12 protein-coding genes and 2 pseudogenes are annotated in these 15,040 nt (G+C 44.8%); 9 read left to right on the forward strand and 5 right to left on the reverse strand.

The window, feature by feature from the left end:
• Nucleotides 1–18 precede the first annotated feature (18 nt).
• Nucleotides 19–216 (forward strand): helix-turn-helix transcriptional regulator, encoded by a 198-nt coding sequence (locus tag BS19_RS04835; protein ID WP_038173971.1) that lies wholly within the window; start codon nucleotides 19–21, stop codon nucleotides 214–216.
• Between the two features lie 68 nt (nucleotides 217–284).
• Nucleotides 285–731, forward strand: coding sequence for a ribonuclease HI (locus tag BS19_RS04840; RefSeq protein ID WP_038173719.1), 447 nt, complete (start codon nucleotides 285–287; stop codon nucleotides 729–731).
• 434 nt (nucleotides 732–1,165) lie between these two features.
• Here the strand turns inward: BS19_RS04840 and BS19_RS04845 are convergent, their stop codons facing one another.
• The 3 genes from BS19_RS04845 to BS19_RS04855 form a co-directional block, all read right to left on the reverse strand.
• Nucleotides 1,166–1,870 carry a cytochrome b gene (locus BS19_RS04845; protein ID WP_038173721.1) on the reverse strand — a complete coding sequence of 235 codons (705 nt, stop codon included), beginning with the start codon at nucleotides 1,868–1,870 and terminating at the stop codon, nucleotides 1,166–1,168.
• Nucleotides 1,871–2,047: 177 nt separating this feature from the next.
• Complete coding sequence (locus BS19_RS04850; RefSeq protein ID WP_038173722.1) at nucleotides 2,048–4,759, reverse strand: heavy metal translocating P-type ATPase; 2,712 nt, start codon at nucleotides 4,757–4,759, stop codon at nucleotides 2,048–2,050.
• A complete protein-coding gene (locus BS19_RS04855) occupies nucleotides 4,749–5,195 on the reverse strand; it encodes a MerR family transcriptional regulator (protein WP_038173723.1) in 447 nt (148 codons plus the stop codon). Before BS19_RS04855 ends, BS19_RS04850 begins: the two co-directional genes overlap by 11 nt.
• Before the next feature lie 432 nt (nucleotides 5,196–5,627).
• Between BS19_RS04855 and BS19_RS19745 the strand changes: the two are divergent.
• Nucleotides 5,628–5,924: pseudogene (locus BS19_RS19745) on the forward strand (helix-turn-helix domain-containing protein); the annotation flags it as partial.
• Between the two features lie 38 nt (nucleotides 5,925–5,962).
• Here the strand turns inward: BS19_RS19745 and BS19_RS19750 are convergent.
• Nucleotides 5,963–6,310 (reverse strand): annotated as a pseudogene (locus tag BS19_RS19750) (integrase core domain-containing protein); the annotation flags it as partial.
• Between the two features lie 207 nt (nucleotides 6,311–6,517).
• Between BS19_RS19750 and BS19_RS04860 the strand changes: the two are divergent.
• Nucleotides 6,518–7,486: an AraC family transcriptional regulator gene (locus BS19_RS04860; protein ID WP_038173724.1), complete on the forward strand. Its 969-nt coding sequence runs from the start codon at nucleotides 6,518–6,520 to the stop codon at nucleotides 7,484–7,486.
• Between the two features lie 93 nt (nucleotides 7,487–7,579).
• On the opposite strand, the gene BS19_RS04865 is transcribed toward BS19_RS04860, so the two are convergent.
• The gene (locus tag BS19_RS04865; protein WP_038173725.1) at nucleotides 7,580–8,407 is read right to left on the reverse strand and encodes an NmrA family NAD(P)-binding protein; all 828 of its coding nucleotides are present in this window, start codon (nucleotides 8,405–8,407) and stop codon (nucleotides 7,580–7,582) included.
• A gap of 465 nt (nucleotides 8,408–8,872) precedes the next feature.
• Here BS19_RS04865 and BS19_RS04870 point away from each other — a divergent pair, with 465 nt between their 5' ends.
• From BS19_RS04870 to BS19_RS04890, 5 genes are all read left to right on the forward strand, one after another.
• Nucleotides 8,873–9,328 (forward strand): GNAT family N-acetyltransferase, encoded by a 456-nt coding sequence (locus tag BS19_RS04870; protein WP_038173726.1) that lies wholly within the window; start codon nucleotides 8,873–8,875, stop codon nucleotides 9,326–9,328.
• Nucleotides 9,329–9,436: 108 nt separating this feature from the next.
• A complete protein-coding gene (locus BS19_RS04875) occupies nucleotides 9,437–10,519 on the forward strand; it encodes an AarF/UbiB family protein (RefSeq protein ID WP_038173727.1) in 1,083 nt (360 codons plus the stop codon).
• A gap of 333 nt (nucleotides 10,520–10,852) precedes the next feature.
• Nucleotides 10,853–12,697: a methyl-accepting chemotaxis protein gene (locus BS19_RS04880; protein WP_281170122.1), complete on the forward strand. Its 1,845-nt coding sequence runs from the start codon at nucleotides 10,853–10,855 to the stop codon at nucleotides 12,695–12,697.
• Between the two features lie 144 nt (nucleotides 12,698–12,841).
• A complete protein-coding gene (locus tag BS19_RS04885; RefSeq protein WP_157631134.1) occupies nucleotides 12,842–13,726 on the forward strand; it encodes a chemotaxis protein in 885 nt (294 codons plus the stop codon).
• Nucleotides 13,707–15,011, forward strand: coding sequence for an HDOD domain-containing protein (locus BS19_RS04890; protein ID WP_245609255.1), 1,305 nt, complete (start codon nucleotides 13,707–13,709; stop codon nucleotides 15,009–15,011). Before BS19_RS04885 ends, BS19_RS04890 begins: the two co-directional genes overlap by 20 nt.
• Nucleotides 15,012–15,040: the final 29 nt, after the last annotated feature.

Raw genomic sequence — 15,040 nt, forward strand, 5'->3', positions numbered from 1 at the left:
AGATAATTCCCAATGACAATGAGATTTCTACGAATCCAAGACGTGATGTCACTAACTGGGCTAGGCCGTTCCACTATCTACAAGTTCATGGCCGATGAAGTTTTTCCAAAAACCATTCCATTGGGAGGAAGAGCAGTGGGATGGCGAGAAAGTGAAATCGAAGAATGGATGGAGCAGCGTCTAGCACTGCGAGACAACCAAGAATCTTTTCAGTAACACAAACATCAACAGGGCGCTGGCTAGGCAAAGTCATGCGCCCTTTTTCAATTAGAGAGAGATAGAAAATGAGTTATTCAATTTACGTAGACGGCGCAGCCCCAAACAATCAACACGTCTGTATGCGAGGTGGCATCGGGCTGGTGGTGATGGATGAAGACAATGAGATAGTGCATGAAGAGAGTCTCACTATTGACAGAGAGACGGATTGTGCGGAGCTGGAGTTAATGGCCTTTATCGAAGGGTTAGAGTACGCCGAAGATGGGGACGTGATTTACTCAGATAGTGATTACTGTGTAAAAGGTTTCAACATTTGGATGGACGATTGGAAAGACCGAGGTTGGCGTAAAGCGAACAAAAAGCCAGTTAAGAATCGTCAGCTTTGGAAGCAAGTCGATGAACTGCGCTCTAGAAAGTATGTCGAGGTACTTAAAGTCAAAGCGCACTCTGGCATTGAAGGAAATGAGAGAGCGGATATGTTAGCGGTAGATGCTGCGAGAAACGACATCGACTAGCACAACAATGCGGCTTGCAGGGTTGATACCTACAAGCCGCTATTGCCTGTTATTTGCGTTTTTGTAGATAACATATATCTGAAGGGATATGCGAGGTTGTTCGCTACAAGATGTGTTTGCCGTTAACAGGTGACGAATTTTGTCGGCCTAGAACGTTACTGGTACGTATGAGGTATAGTGAAGTGACGCTACCTGTATGTTCAGATAGCATCGTGATTAGGTGTGTAGCGTTGCGCACTTATCGAGAAGATCGGAGTTATGTTGTTGAAAGTTAATAAGCTCTGTAAGCAGATTTTTTGCTCAATTTTTCAATGTGTTGTGTTTGTCATGAGTCATTGCTTAGGATCTTGATGGATTTGCAGCGGGTTCAACCGCTTCCTAGGCTGAATTGATCAACAACGCTGCTTCGCATCTATCTGCTTCAAGTGGTTATATCAATGAGTTAAGCTATCATGCGGTTTATCGCCCATGCCATGTTCCTGGCTGTGAGCTTGTTCGTGCGCGCTTTCATGTGTTTGATGGTTAACTTCTTTTTTAGTGAGTATGTGCCAAGAAAATGTCAATAAAAGCATAATTGCACTTGAAAGTATTAAGTAATAAAAAGCGTTGCCTGCATTTACTAAAAACATATTTCTTAATGTATTATCTCTGTCCATAAAGTGATGTTTAGCTGCAGCTAAAATATGCAAAATCAATAATATAGTAATTGCGTTAACCAGTATGCTATGTGTTTTGCTTGCCAACTGCATGGTTAACTCGTTATCTACAAATAATTTTGGCAAATCAAATAGGCCAAAAAAGGATACATCAAATCCAGCGGCATTCGTCATAACCCATCCTGACAATGGAAGTGATAATAACAAGAAATAAAAAGTAACCTTTGTGATAGTTGCGATTAAAACTTCAACTCGCCCATGTTCAGTGGCATCCGTTGGTTTGGCTGACCTAAAAACAAACATGAGCCTTATTAAAGTTATTATTATTAGTAGCACCCCCAAGGACTTATGCCAATCATACATAGCAATCATGTTGTCAATATTATCTATGCCTTGCATGTAAAATCCACTGGCTATCAGTAGAAATATAAGTATTGCTGATATTGCGTGTGTTACTTTAATAAATTTAGAGTGTGTATTCATATTATTAACCAGGTTTATTCTGTCTTTTAGGTGTCAAAGTACTAGCCAAGATGTTTACATCTTGGCTTAATGTATTAGTTAGTAGGACTTAAAGTAGCTCTATTTTTTTACCCAGAACCACCAGACTATTAAAGCAATCGCTACGATACCCATCATATTAATCCACATTTCAGCCTCCTATTTGTTTGAGCCGGGACGATTAGGTGCATACAAACGCAAACGGTTAGCATTTGTTACAACGGTGATAGATGATAGAGACATTGCCGCCCCAGCAAGGATTGGACTAAGAAGCCACCCGGTAAACGGAAACAATAATCCAGCAGCAACCGGAATACCCAGTGTATTGTAGATAAATGCCCCCCATAGATTCTGCTTAATGTTTTGCATCGTTGCACTGCTAATCGCAATAACATCAGAAATACCATGTAAAGAGCTACGCATTAAGGTTATATCGGCACTTTCAATTGCAACATCAGTACCACTACCTATCGCAAATCCAACGTCGGATTGGGCAAGTGCCGGGGCGTCATTAATGCCATCACCCACCATACCTACAACTTTCCCTTCAGCTTGCAACGCTTTAATCCAGGATAGTTTGTCTTCAGGCATTAGCTCTGCATAAAACTCATCGATGTTTGCCAGATCTGCAACAGCTTTTGCAGTATTTTTATTGTCACCGGTAAGCATAACGACATGGATCCCTTGCCTATGAAAACGGTCAATTGCCTTTTGTGCATCTTCCCGAATAGGATCGCTAATACCGAACAACGCTTTAATACGGTCGTCAACAGCAAAATATACAACAGTATTTGCAGCTTGTTCCCATTGCTTTGCGAACTCACGTATACGCTTTGTGTCCAGGTTAAACTGCTTCATGAGCTTTTCGTTGCCAAGAAGTAACCTTTTTCCTTCGTACGAAGCTTGCACTCCCATTCCAGTTAGAGATGTGAATTCAGAAACCGTGGGATCCGCAGTGACTTGCTCTTTATGCTCTCTAGCAAAGTTCGTTAACGCTTGAGCTAATGGATGGTTAGAGCCTCTTTCAATCGCTTCAACTAGCGGTAGTATGATTTTATCTTCTGAATATCGAAGGAAGTTTGTCACCTCTGGCTTGCCTTGTGTGATGGTGCCGGTTTTATCGAGAACTACAACATCCAGCTCACTCGCCCGCTGTAAGGCTTCCCCGTTTCTAATTAAGCCTCCAAACTCAGCTGCTTTCCCTACGCCTATCATCGTTGATATTGGAGTGGCAAGCCCAAGAGCGCAGGGACAAGCGATAATAAGTACCGATGTTGATGCAACGATCATATAAACCAGTGTTGGTTGTGGCCCCACGTTATACCAGGCTAACGCTGTTATGATGGATACAATCATGACTGCTGGAACAAAAACTGCCGAAACCTTGTCTGCTAAATGACTTATAGGTGGTTTCGAGTTCTGAGCATTGGACACCATATTGATAATTTGAGCCAAAATGGTATCACTTCCCACCTTCTTGGCCTCAAAAACAAAGCTACCCTGACCATTAATTGTCCCTGCGGACACGAAACTCTCGGGATTCTTTTCAACTGGAATAGGCTCACCGGTCAACATTGATTCATCAATAGTTGTATGACCTTCGATGAGTACACCATCAACTGGAATTTTTTCTCCCGCTCTTACGCGAATCTTATCGCCTGCAACTACTTCTTCAACAGGAAGCGAAACTTCTTGGCCGCTACGAATAACCAAGGCCGTTTTCACTCTTAAGTCTAGTAGTCGTTTTATAGCCTGCGATGTTCTGCCTCTGGCTTTCAGCTCGAGTGCTTGCCCCAGGTTTATCAAGCCGATGATCATAGCGGTTGCTTCAAAGTAGAGGTGTCTGGCGCTCTCTGGTAACCATTGTGGTCCCACTACGACAGCCATTGAGTAGAGCCATGCCGTACCCGTACCAAGAGCGATAAGGGTATCCATATTGGCATTGCGATTTATAAATGCCTTCCATGCACCGGTGAAGAAGTGCTTTCCGGCTAATAGCAGAATAAAAAAAGTTAACAGGCCGACAACGAGCCACACGAATTGCTCTGAGGTGGTGTTTACGTTCATTGGACCACCTAGGAGACCATAACCCATCAAAGGGATCCCTAGTCCAAGCCCAACAATGCTTTGCTTTATTTTTGAATGATACTCTTTTGCCTCTCGCTCCGTTTTTGCATCCGCCGCAGCGTCTTCATCGACGATTTCACTTGCGTCATAACCTGCTGCCTGTATGGTTTGAATCAAAGACGGAGTTGATTCATAGGATTTTATCGCCGCGGTGCGGTTAGCAAAGTTAATATTAACGGTTTTAACCCCGGGTAATGTCATCAATGCCTTTTCAATAGTGCTGACACAGCTGGCACACGTGACCCCCACTAGTGCTAGCTTAGTTGTGGTCTCCTGGCTCTTGCTGGTTGCATGAGTAACATGTGATTTGGCGATATTAGAAGGACTATCGCTTTCTTCTGTGTCACCGTATCCTAAGTCGCGCAGAATGTTTTCGATTTCTGAGTTGGTGGCAATACTGTTTACCACTAACTCTTGATTAGCAATATCTATAGACACGTCAGCATCGGAGTCAATACTTCTAATAGCGTTCGTTATTTTATTAACGCAGTTTTGGCAGGATACGTTAAATAATGTCGTTTCGTAACGATGTTTTGCTAATAGAGCAGCAGAATATCCGACGCTGGAAATCTCTGGTACCGCTTGCTCCGGTTGCAACGAGGTAATTAAAACAGCTTTGTCTTTACTTTCATTAATCGTCACTGAGACATCAGGATCGCTCTCTCTTAAAGCATTATATATCTTGGCAACACAACTACTGCAATTAACACCAGTTAGTGCGAGAGAAAATTGTCTAGTCTTCATTTTGAATCTCCTGAGACTCTGTTTTAGAATGCTTTCCTGACCAGTCTTCGATCAGGCAGCATATCGCTTTACCATCGGGAATCATGTCGGGCTCGAGCTCCCACTCAGCATAAGTTTCTTCCATTAATTCAAGGTGCTGCTGATACTCGATGATTTTTTGTTTGGTCTCTGAGATTTTTTCGCAAAGCATCTGTCGTACTGTTGGACAAGGTGTCTTACCTTTCTGAGAATACTCAATGATCTCTTCAATTTGACCAAGGCTAAATCCGATGTTTCGTGCATGAGAAATGAAGCGCAACCTGTCCAACGCACTATTTGGATAGATCTTATAACCATTGTTTGGATCTTTTGTCGCAGATAGCAGCCCCTTTCTGGTATAAAACCTAACCGTTTCAGCAGTAACGCCAGCCGCCTTGGCGATTTCAGATGTCAGCATGTTTTAATCTCCCAATGACAATTACAACTCAATGTTTGAATATGATTTCTAATCAACCAAACAAAAAAGCTATAAAGAAAATGATCATGGCCAAAAAAACTTTTAGCAACAACTCGTATTGTACTTCTCAACGTGCAGTTCTTATGGCCTTAAGAGGATTGTAGAACCTGTGTGCAGCACATAGGTCAAGCTTTTTTGACAAATACACAAAGATAGATTTAACTGCTTAGAGAAAACTCAAACACAACAGGATAACTAGGCTCCTTTGTCGTAGATGCATGGGCGAGGGTGGCTGGTGATGACTACGAAGAAGCAAATTGATTAGTTCATTTTTCAAAGAAAAGGAATAATGTGTATGATTCATAGACATCCTTTCAACTATACTGGATGTCTATGGACAGGGAAATTCAGTAAAGACTACAGTGGGTAAAGATGTATGAGGAATGTGGTGATGCAGGCCTCGTATGTCGACGTTGTGGTATTTCCAGACCAACGTTGCGGAAGTGAACAAGTCGATACAAGTAGGATGGAATCGCTGATCTGGAAAGCCAGAGCAGACGGCCTTATTCTTCTCCCGATATCAAAATAACGGATGAAACAAGAGTATTGATCATTGAGATGCGTGTGAAACGTAATCTAGGGGCGCGGCGCTTGCAAACTGAACTAATTCGGCTTCACCAAGTACGCCTAAGCACAGCGACTATCCACAAGGTACTGTCAGAAGCTTCCGGCGTTTTTCAAGACAGTTGTCACTACTTGCGTAATTCTTAAGCGGCTTCTTTTTCTGGATTCAGCTGAACCTCTCCGACCGGCTCACAGTTCCTAATATCCCGTGACCAGCGTTCTGGTTTCTGCTTTCTATGCTCCTTCAACACTTCTGCTCGACGGCTTAATACCGCTGTATCCTGCCCGCTATGGCGTTCTGCTGGGGTCACGTAATTCAAGCGACTATGCTTGTGTTCGGTGTTGTACCAAGTAACGAAGGTCTCAACCCATATACGGCTTGCTTCAAGACTGTCAAAGCCGTTTGACGGCCAACTCGGCACATACTTTAGTGTGCGGAACAGTGACTCCACATAGGGGTTATCATCACTGACTCTTGGACGGCTGTAAGAAGGCGGTCACCCCAGCTATCCCTAAAACAATACGTTCAAACATAGATACAATCATGGTGCAATCTCCTTCTAGATTTTATGACATCATTGGATTTACTGACTAGAGCCACAAAACTGCGGCAGGCAGTGAACGTTGTTTATTAGACCAAATTGGGCGATGATTTAATTGACAGAAAGTCGCTGAACGTTTGCAGGAAGTACATATTGATGGACGATAGAAGAACACAAGCCATGGCGAAGTTTGAACAAAACAGGCGCCAGGATGAGGAAGTCAGCTCTCCGCTCAGTCAACTGAAAATGAGTAGCGTTTTTTATACTTACTCAACGTTGAAGCAACCTTGGGGGGTGAAGATCCCTGCTATTCCCTCTAGTACAATGTTTCACTTGGTGCTAGAAGGCAAAGCGTTAGTTTCTGCGTATGGTGCACGCGTAAAGCTGGGGCCTGGTGACTTTATTTTGCTACCACGAGGTACCGGCCATGACATCGTTGACGTCAATAACACACAAGCCAGTGACCTGTTTGACAATGATATCGAAAAAATCACCGAACACTATGAGCGTTTAACTACGACTGGTGAAGGTGCGTTGACGACGACTCTGTGCGGCACGGTGTTGTTTGATAATGAGGTGACGACATCCATCATTCAATCAATGCCGGATTATATTTTGGTGCCGTCACAATCCCCAGCGCACCAAACCATCGAAAGTGTGGTCCAATCGATACACAGAGAAACTGAAAATGAGGATTATGGCGCAGGACTTATTGTCTCTAAGTTGGCGGATGTATTAATCCTTCAATGTATTCGTGCTTGGGTGAATGAACTCTCTGATGAGCATCAGACTTGGCTACTGGCACATACAGATAAGCGTCTTTCTCGTGCGATGAAAAAAATACATGGAGACCCCTCTGCGCATATCGATATTGAGTCTTTAGCTGAGTTATCTGGTATGTCTCGTACCAGCTTCATTGATTATTTTAAGAAAATCGTGGGTCAGACGCCTAAGAAGTACATTACACATTGGCGCTTATCGTTAGCGCGAGAGCGCTTGTTGCATGGCAATGAGCATATTCTCAATATTGCACTCGATGTTGGCTATCAATCTGAAGCCGCGTTCAGCCGTGCATATAAGAGTAAGTATGGAGTGTCACCATCTTATTCTAAGAAAACCGGATAACACTGTTTACCGTTTTATCTAGGGAACGGCGGGCAACCCGATGTAAACTCGGGCTGCTCAATGGTGATAGTTGAATCTCCCGTCCTGAATGCTCTATCCCCAGTAACCTCCTTCAATGGTTTTGGTGACATAGTCTGAGAACTTTGTCGGTTTGGTGCCAGTGGCTTCCTCGACACCATACGCAAGGTTTGAGTTACGCCCGTCAAAGACAACAGTGAAGAGCTCATTAAGAAGCCATTGGTAATCTTCTGGTACGTTTTGCTCTTTGAGGATGTTTAGGTAGTCATCGATACTGACCGAGGTAAATTTAATCTCTTTGTTGAGCTGTTTGGAAATCTCATCAACGCAGTCCTGAAAGGTCAGTAACTCAGGACCGGTCACCTCATACAGGCGGTTGCGCTTGCTTGGGTCAACCAGAGTGGCCACCGCTACTTCTGCAATGTCATCCGTGTCAATGAAGGGCTCTGGTGTGTTTCCAGCAGGTAATATTAAGTGGCCGTTCAAGATGCCTTCTACCATAAAGCTTTCGCTAAAGTTTTGTGCAAACCAAGAAGCGCGAACCACATTCCATTCAAGGCCACTGTTGATAAGAACTTGCTCCGCTCTTTCAGCTCCGTCTTCACCACGTCCAGAAAGCAAGACAACATGCTCAACGCCCTCGGCTTTCGCCACTTCGATAAATGCGCGGATATCACTTTCTGCATTGGGTACGGCAAGGTCGGGCTGATAAGTCACGTACGCTGATTTTGCGCCTTTTAAGGCGCCAGGCCAAGTTGCTCTATTTTCCCAGTCAAAGCAAGTCGAGGTGCTGCGGGAGACTGGGCGAGTCTCAAAGCCAAGTTCAATGAGTCTTTTGTTGACACGAACACCGGTTTTTGCATTTTTTCCGATGATGACAATAGGGGTAGATGGATTGTTCATGATGGATCTCCTCGTGGGATTATGACGTGTTGTTGACGTGGTGTTCATCATGTCCTGAGAGTGCCTTTAGCGGAATGACGTTAAGTTCGTATTTGTTTGCATAAAGTTCAAAATTGGAGAAAGGGGACGATACATGGGGTTGAGGTTTTAATCACTCGAAATGAACCTTTGTACATATGTCGTCTTGATGACAAGCCTTGTGACCTCATGGAGATGACTAGTTCCAACGACAATGTCGCTATTCCTGAACGAAACGTTATAAAAAACGGACTTTCAGTCAAGTGGAGATGGAGCGGTTGAGTATGATGTATCACGGTTACGCTAGAAGTCGATGCGTAATGAACGGATTTATCATAAATACTCGGTCCCAGGCAAGGAAGTGTGACGGACTTGGGGATGTCCAAGACCATTGGATGTTAGGGAAAATAATGTTTAGTGATAAGTAAGCGCAATAGGGAGATAGCTATGGTTCGATTTCGTAACGCTCAGCAAGAAGATCTGACGTGCTTAGTGCACTTGCTCGCTGACGATCCGTTGGGTCGTGATAGAGAGGATAAGACCCAACCTTTAGATGAACGATATCAGCAAGCGTTTCAAACTATATTGAGTAATGCGCAAAATCAAATGATTGTCGCGGAACTTGACAATGAGGTTGTTGGAATGTGCCAATTGACGTTCATTCCTTATTTGACCCATAAGGGAGGATGGCGATGCTTGATTGAAGGCGTCAGAGTGAAAGCGACAGTAAGAGGGCTGGGAGTTGGAACCGCACTGATTCACTATGCGCTCGATCTCGCGAAGGCATCAAACTGCATTATGGTCCAGTTGACCAGTGATAAATCTCGCCCTGAGGCTATCGCCTTTTATCGACGCTTAGGGTTTAGAGACAGCCACGAAGGTCTCAAACTACTCATCGGATAGTCTATCGTCTACTCCGGTTTCCTACACCTCAATTTTCTGTCGCACAGATGAAGACGAATGAATTCTATTTGGTAGGCTTCAACACTCTAGGACATGAAGGAAAAGAAAATGAATGCTCGTCACGTAAAGCAACAGTTATTTGAAGAAAGTGGTCAGAATCTTATTGTGGGAAGAGTCATTGACTGTCCCATTGAGCCTGAGCGGTTAGCACAAACAACAGCTGATTCCCCTTATGTTATCGAGGCTTTTGACAGCGGTTTGACAGCGGAAGTCTACAGAGTTCGTTTTGACAATAAGGACTTTACTCTTAAGAAGAAACGTCAAAGTGCAAAGGTGCAAAACTTAGATGGTCAATTTTCTTTTCTTAATGAGGTTCAGCGGCGTCAGGACTTTCAGAAGTTAAAAGCAGAGCGTCGTACTGGTCGGTCTCTTGATGGAATTGTGAATACCGTTTATGCCGACTATCGATTAGGGATCATCTTATCTGAATGGATAGAAGGTGCGCCAATCCAAAACCTAACGACTGAAATACTCCAGCAACTGTTTTCGACTTTGATGATGTGTGAACAAAACGGATTGTTCGAATGGGACTTATGCTCTGGCAATTTGTTAGTTGACCATCATCAACAACTTAAATTGTTCGACTTTGGTTACATGTATGAGTTTGACCCTAGACGGGCATTTAATAGTAACGGAACGAACGATCCGCTATTTAACTTCTGTGAAAGGTTTGAGACGCGCTTCTTATCTGGATGGTTACTCGAGAAGGGGTATACCCAGGATAAGGCCCTCATTTTGTTTAGAGAGGTCAAAATGACCGCACTAAAAGCCATAGAGGATAAAATAACTTGGCTTGAGGGGAACGGTGGCGAGTCTTATATCATCGAATACTATCGTGGTATCCAGAGAGAGTTCAGCGAGGCCATTTCTAACCAATCAGTACTTGAGCGGTGTTTCTTAACAACCATGTTCCGCTCTCATGTGCTTGATATTGAGGACGATCTGGAAGGCAAAAGTTGCACTGGCTTAACACTCAAGCGTATTGACGTCGTTCAAGAGATTCTCAATCATCATTTTTCACTGCTTGAAAGCTACGGTGCCCTATTTTATCAGAATGAAGGAGCCTCGCAGGAAGCGTTGCGCCTTCGATATGAGCAGAAGCGGAAGCTAGCGGAAAGCTACCAGTTGTAAATAGAGCGGAAGACATCAGTCTTACCTGATCCCCTAACCGTTAAATTTATCTAATTTTCCTACGTGAGCCGAACGATTTGCAAAGTTTCTTGGACTTTTTGTCAACCGTAATATCACTTTTATTAATACTATTGTTCTTATTGTCATTAGTTTTCTTGGCTTCATTTGATCGATTTTTGAATCATTGTCTCATTAAAGCATTTGAATTTTTAATGAGATGTCGATCAACTATTCATTGAAAAAATAAACTAAGTGTAGGAATATTCCTAAAGAAAGCGCTTTCACGGAGGGGTTATGGGGCTAAATAGGAAATTATTATTGATTTTTGGGGTGATGTTTTTGGCGGTTGTCACTGCGATTAGTGGTTGGGGATACCATTCTTTTAAAGCTGAATCCACGAAGAATTATCAAGAACGTTTAGAAAGAGAAAGCATGCTAATAGGTCGTGCTCTTGAGCAGCGAATTGAACGGAACTTTGATGTGCTGAAGACGGTGTCGAGTGTTATCTCAATATCGAGTGATGGGATTTTAGACTTAGACTCTCTAATGGCACAACTGAACTCAATCGCAGAACATAATAACGTAATCAATGCTTATGTGGCCCTTTCGGATGGTTCAACATTCTCAACATCGACCAAAGGCCTGGTTCCCAACTTTAACGCAAAAGAAAAACGACGTGAGTGGTTTGTCCGAGTCTTTTCCGGTGAGGGGCGCGTTGTAACAGCGCCGTATCAAAGCGCAGAAGGAGATGCGGTGATGGCGGTCGCCGTCCCCGTCAATAGAGACGGCCGTGTGGTGGCAGCGTTAGTCACCAACATAAAAGTGAACACACTGACGTCCTTTATCTCGCGTTTAACTCCAGAGAACCAAGTTTGGGTGGCGCGCGAAGATGGCTACATTTTGGCTGCAAAATATCCGGAGTTGTTAGGGAAAGACCTGTATCAAGAGCGTCCGAGTTATGCTGCATTTCGTAATGAACCATCAAGCTCCCACTCTTACCAGTTTAACAACCGTGAGTATTACGTGGCATCACAGAAATTGAGCAGCAATGGTTGGACAGTATGGGGATGGGAGCCGTGGGAAAACATTACCGACGCTTCTGAAGGTAACTTGATGAGCAGCCTAATGATTTCCCTAGTGCTTATCCTCACGGCCCTCGTCATACTTTATCACTGCCTGAAAAAGTTTGTGTACGAACCCTTAGGCGGTGAACCACAGAACATCACTGCACTGATGGGACAGGTAGCGAGTGGTCATTTGAATGTAGGACAGCTCACCGGCGGTGAGACGGGCATTTATGCCTCGGCAATTGGCATGGCCAATAAGTTAAAAGTGATGCTTCAAGAGGTAAAAGATGTGTCGCAGCAAGTGGGTAATATCTCTGGGCAAGTTGACGCTACGGCTTCCAGTGTCAGTTTGAATGCAAATGACCAAATGCAAAACCTTGAGCAGACAGCCACAGCAATGAACGAAATGTCTTCTACCGTTGATGAAGTGGCGAGAAGTGCCGGCAACGCCTCTCAAGCGGCAGAGCAAGCTTACTTGAACGCAAGTGAAGGCATGAATTTGGTGTTAGAAGTCGATAAAGGGATTGATGCTTTAACCCGCGGGATTGCATCCGCACAACAAGCAATTTCGGCGGTTAATAGTGAATCTCAAAGTGTCGGTCAAATAGTGGACGTGATAGAAGATATTGCTGAGCAAACCAACTTACTTGCTTTAAATGCCGCGATTGAAGCCGCGAGAGCGGGAGAGCAAGGTCGAGGTTTCGCTGTTGTGGCGGATGAGGTGCGTAATTTAGCCAGTCGAACTCAAACCAGTACCGCTCAGATTCAGGAATTGATTAGCAAGTTGCAAGAGGAAGCCGCTCGCTCGGTTGAAGTGATGCAAAAGAACGAGAAAGAGTCGAACGATATCTTAGCTTTTTCTAAGCAAGCGACATCGTCACTTGAAACGATACAGTCCTCAGTGTCAGAGATCCAAGATATGAATAGCCAAATCGCGACAGCGGCAGAAGAGCAATCGGTTGTGGCTTCCCAAATTAATGAGTCTGTTTCAGACCTCAATGTGTTAGCTGGACAAACGCAGAAAGGCTCTTCTGAAAATAGAGAGTTGGCAAGTCAACTGAAAGGTAATGCTGAGCGTTTGGAGCAGCAAGTCAATCAATTTAAGTTCTAATTAAGACAGGACCTTTGGAGGCGCCACGCAGAGCCAAGGGATTATCTTTTTGCGCTCTGCGCGGCAGTGAGTACATTCTCCATAATTATAACCAAGGATGAAGTTATCTTGACCATCTTATCAGAACAGCCCCAAGGCGCGCTGATGTTTCGTCTACACGCAAAAGCCACCTTGTTTGCGTTAGGGACAATGAAAATTAAAGAGATTGTCCCTTTTCAGCGCCCAACAGTCCTTCCTGCTTGCCACACTTATGTCATAGGAGCGGTGACCATTCGTGATACCAGTCTGCCTGTGATTGATTTGTCGTTGGCCATGGGCGGGCGCGGCGTTCCTTTGTCGGAGCGAGGGGCGCAAACTTTGATTGTGGCCGATTGCATGCGCATGCAGGTGGCGTTAATGGTGGCTCAAGTCGAACACATTGTGTCGTGTGACTGGAAATCGGTCACGCCTTTACCCAAGGCGGCTGGCCAGGACACGTTTGTGCTGGGGAGTACCCATTACAATGACCAATTGGTTCAACTACTGGATGTTGAAAGGGTATTGACAGAGATTTTTCCGGCTGACATTGAAGACGCGGGCGTCCAGTTGTCACAAGAAGAAATTGCTTTACTGCAAAAACTCAACGTCTTGGTGGTGGATGACTCGATCATTGCCCGTCGGTTAATATCGGAGATATTGGACCGCTTTGGCCTAAAGTTTCAATTATGTCATAGCGGTGATGAGGCGCTCGCACTGCTGCTTGATACAGGCGGGGCTGGTGTGAAATTTGACATGGTGATTAGTGACATTGAAATGCCAGGGCTCGATGGTTATGAGTTAATTTTTGCGCTGAACGACAACCCTCGAACTCGAGCGATGTATAAGATTTTGCATACTTCATTGTCGAGTGAAATGAGCCAAGATAGGGCGCGGCAAGTGGGGGCTAATGATGCCCTGTCGAAGTTCAACGCACAGGCGTTGATGACGGCAATATCGCGGGGTGCAGAGGTGGCTTTGGCAGGTGCAGTTGATGAGTGTCATGACCGCTAATCGGACGAAAAGGCGTCAAACGAAGTCGGGTGGGAAAACGCCATCGCAAAACAACATGCGTAAAGCGATTATCACGCAACGCCGCTACAGCGAAGAGGCGAATGCCATTGCCGACAAAGTCTCGGCGGTAACACGCGCTCGACATGCCAAGTGGCTCGTAAGCAGACAGTTTGTTCTAGACCAAGATAACGTTGACAGCTCTCTTAGCGATCAGGCGCGGTATTGCGATAGTGTGATTGGAAGCGAAAGGGAGCGCATCACTCGCAATCAAAGGTTGTTACTGGAGTGTGAAAGTGCACGAGTGAAGGATAAGAGACAAAAGCAGGCGCAGCGTCAACGTGTCCATGCTGCGGTGGTACAAGAGGTGTTGGCTTTTACTAAGGCCTCAATGGAGAAGCAGTTGCTCACCATGACACCAACGCAGCTGTTTGGGCGCTTTCCGGATTTCTCTTACTTTGCTGATATCGCTTACTCGCCTTCTTTGGGGATTAGCAAACTGTCAGTTCTTACCACGAATGACGCGATGCTTAAGTCTGAAATTTTATCGCTTGTGGGGAATGCGCAGTTTTTGGCACGTCTTCATCGAGAGCCTAAGCGTGTCTCAGACCCCAATGTCGCGATAGGGACGTTGGGTATTGACAACTGCGTACGTCTTTTTCCGATATTGATGAGCAAAGCGCTGGTGAAATGGCAAGAGCCTGCGATTAAAAATATCGTGCCCAAGTTATGGCAATACATGATGGTCACTGCCAACGCCACCTGTCAGCGTCTTGAAGTCGCGGGGTGGCGTTACCCTCATCAAGGTCTTTTATTGGGAGCTCTTCATGCATTAGGCATGTTTGTTGTTGTCAATCAGTACCCTCGTTTTTTTGAAGAGGCACTAATTAACAAGATGCAAGCGTACCGTGGGCAACAAAGGCGTGATGAGTATTACGCCTGCGCTGAAGTGTCATTGGACATGAGCCTCTTGCCTGAGCTTTTAATGTCGCTGTCAAAGCCATTGACGCAGAATATTGTTGAGGCTTTGTCATGGTCAGCGAGCAGTCAACCGTTGCGGCTCGCCTTGGAAGAAGACATTAATCAAGTGCCTGTTTTAGAGCGTAGCCTGTTTGGTGTGGCCTTGGCTCAAGGCAGCGCGTTTTCGACTTATGACGCACTTGAGCGAAGCCAGGTGTTCGTCGATAAACACAAGCCATTTTGGTTTGCGAATGTGCAGTTAGCTGCCAAGGATTTAGGTGTGCTGAGTCAATCTAAAATGGGTCGACTTCAGTTATCAAGCTCGTAATAGAACGAGCAACAACGATTGATTTGTGG

The sequence above is a fragment of the Vibrio pacinii DSM 19139 genome (assembly GCF_000711795.1).
Classification (GTDB): domain Bacteria; phylum Pseudomonadota; class Gammaproteobacteria; order Enterobacterales; family Vibrionaceae; genus Vibrio; species Vibrio pacinii.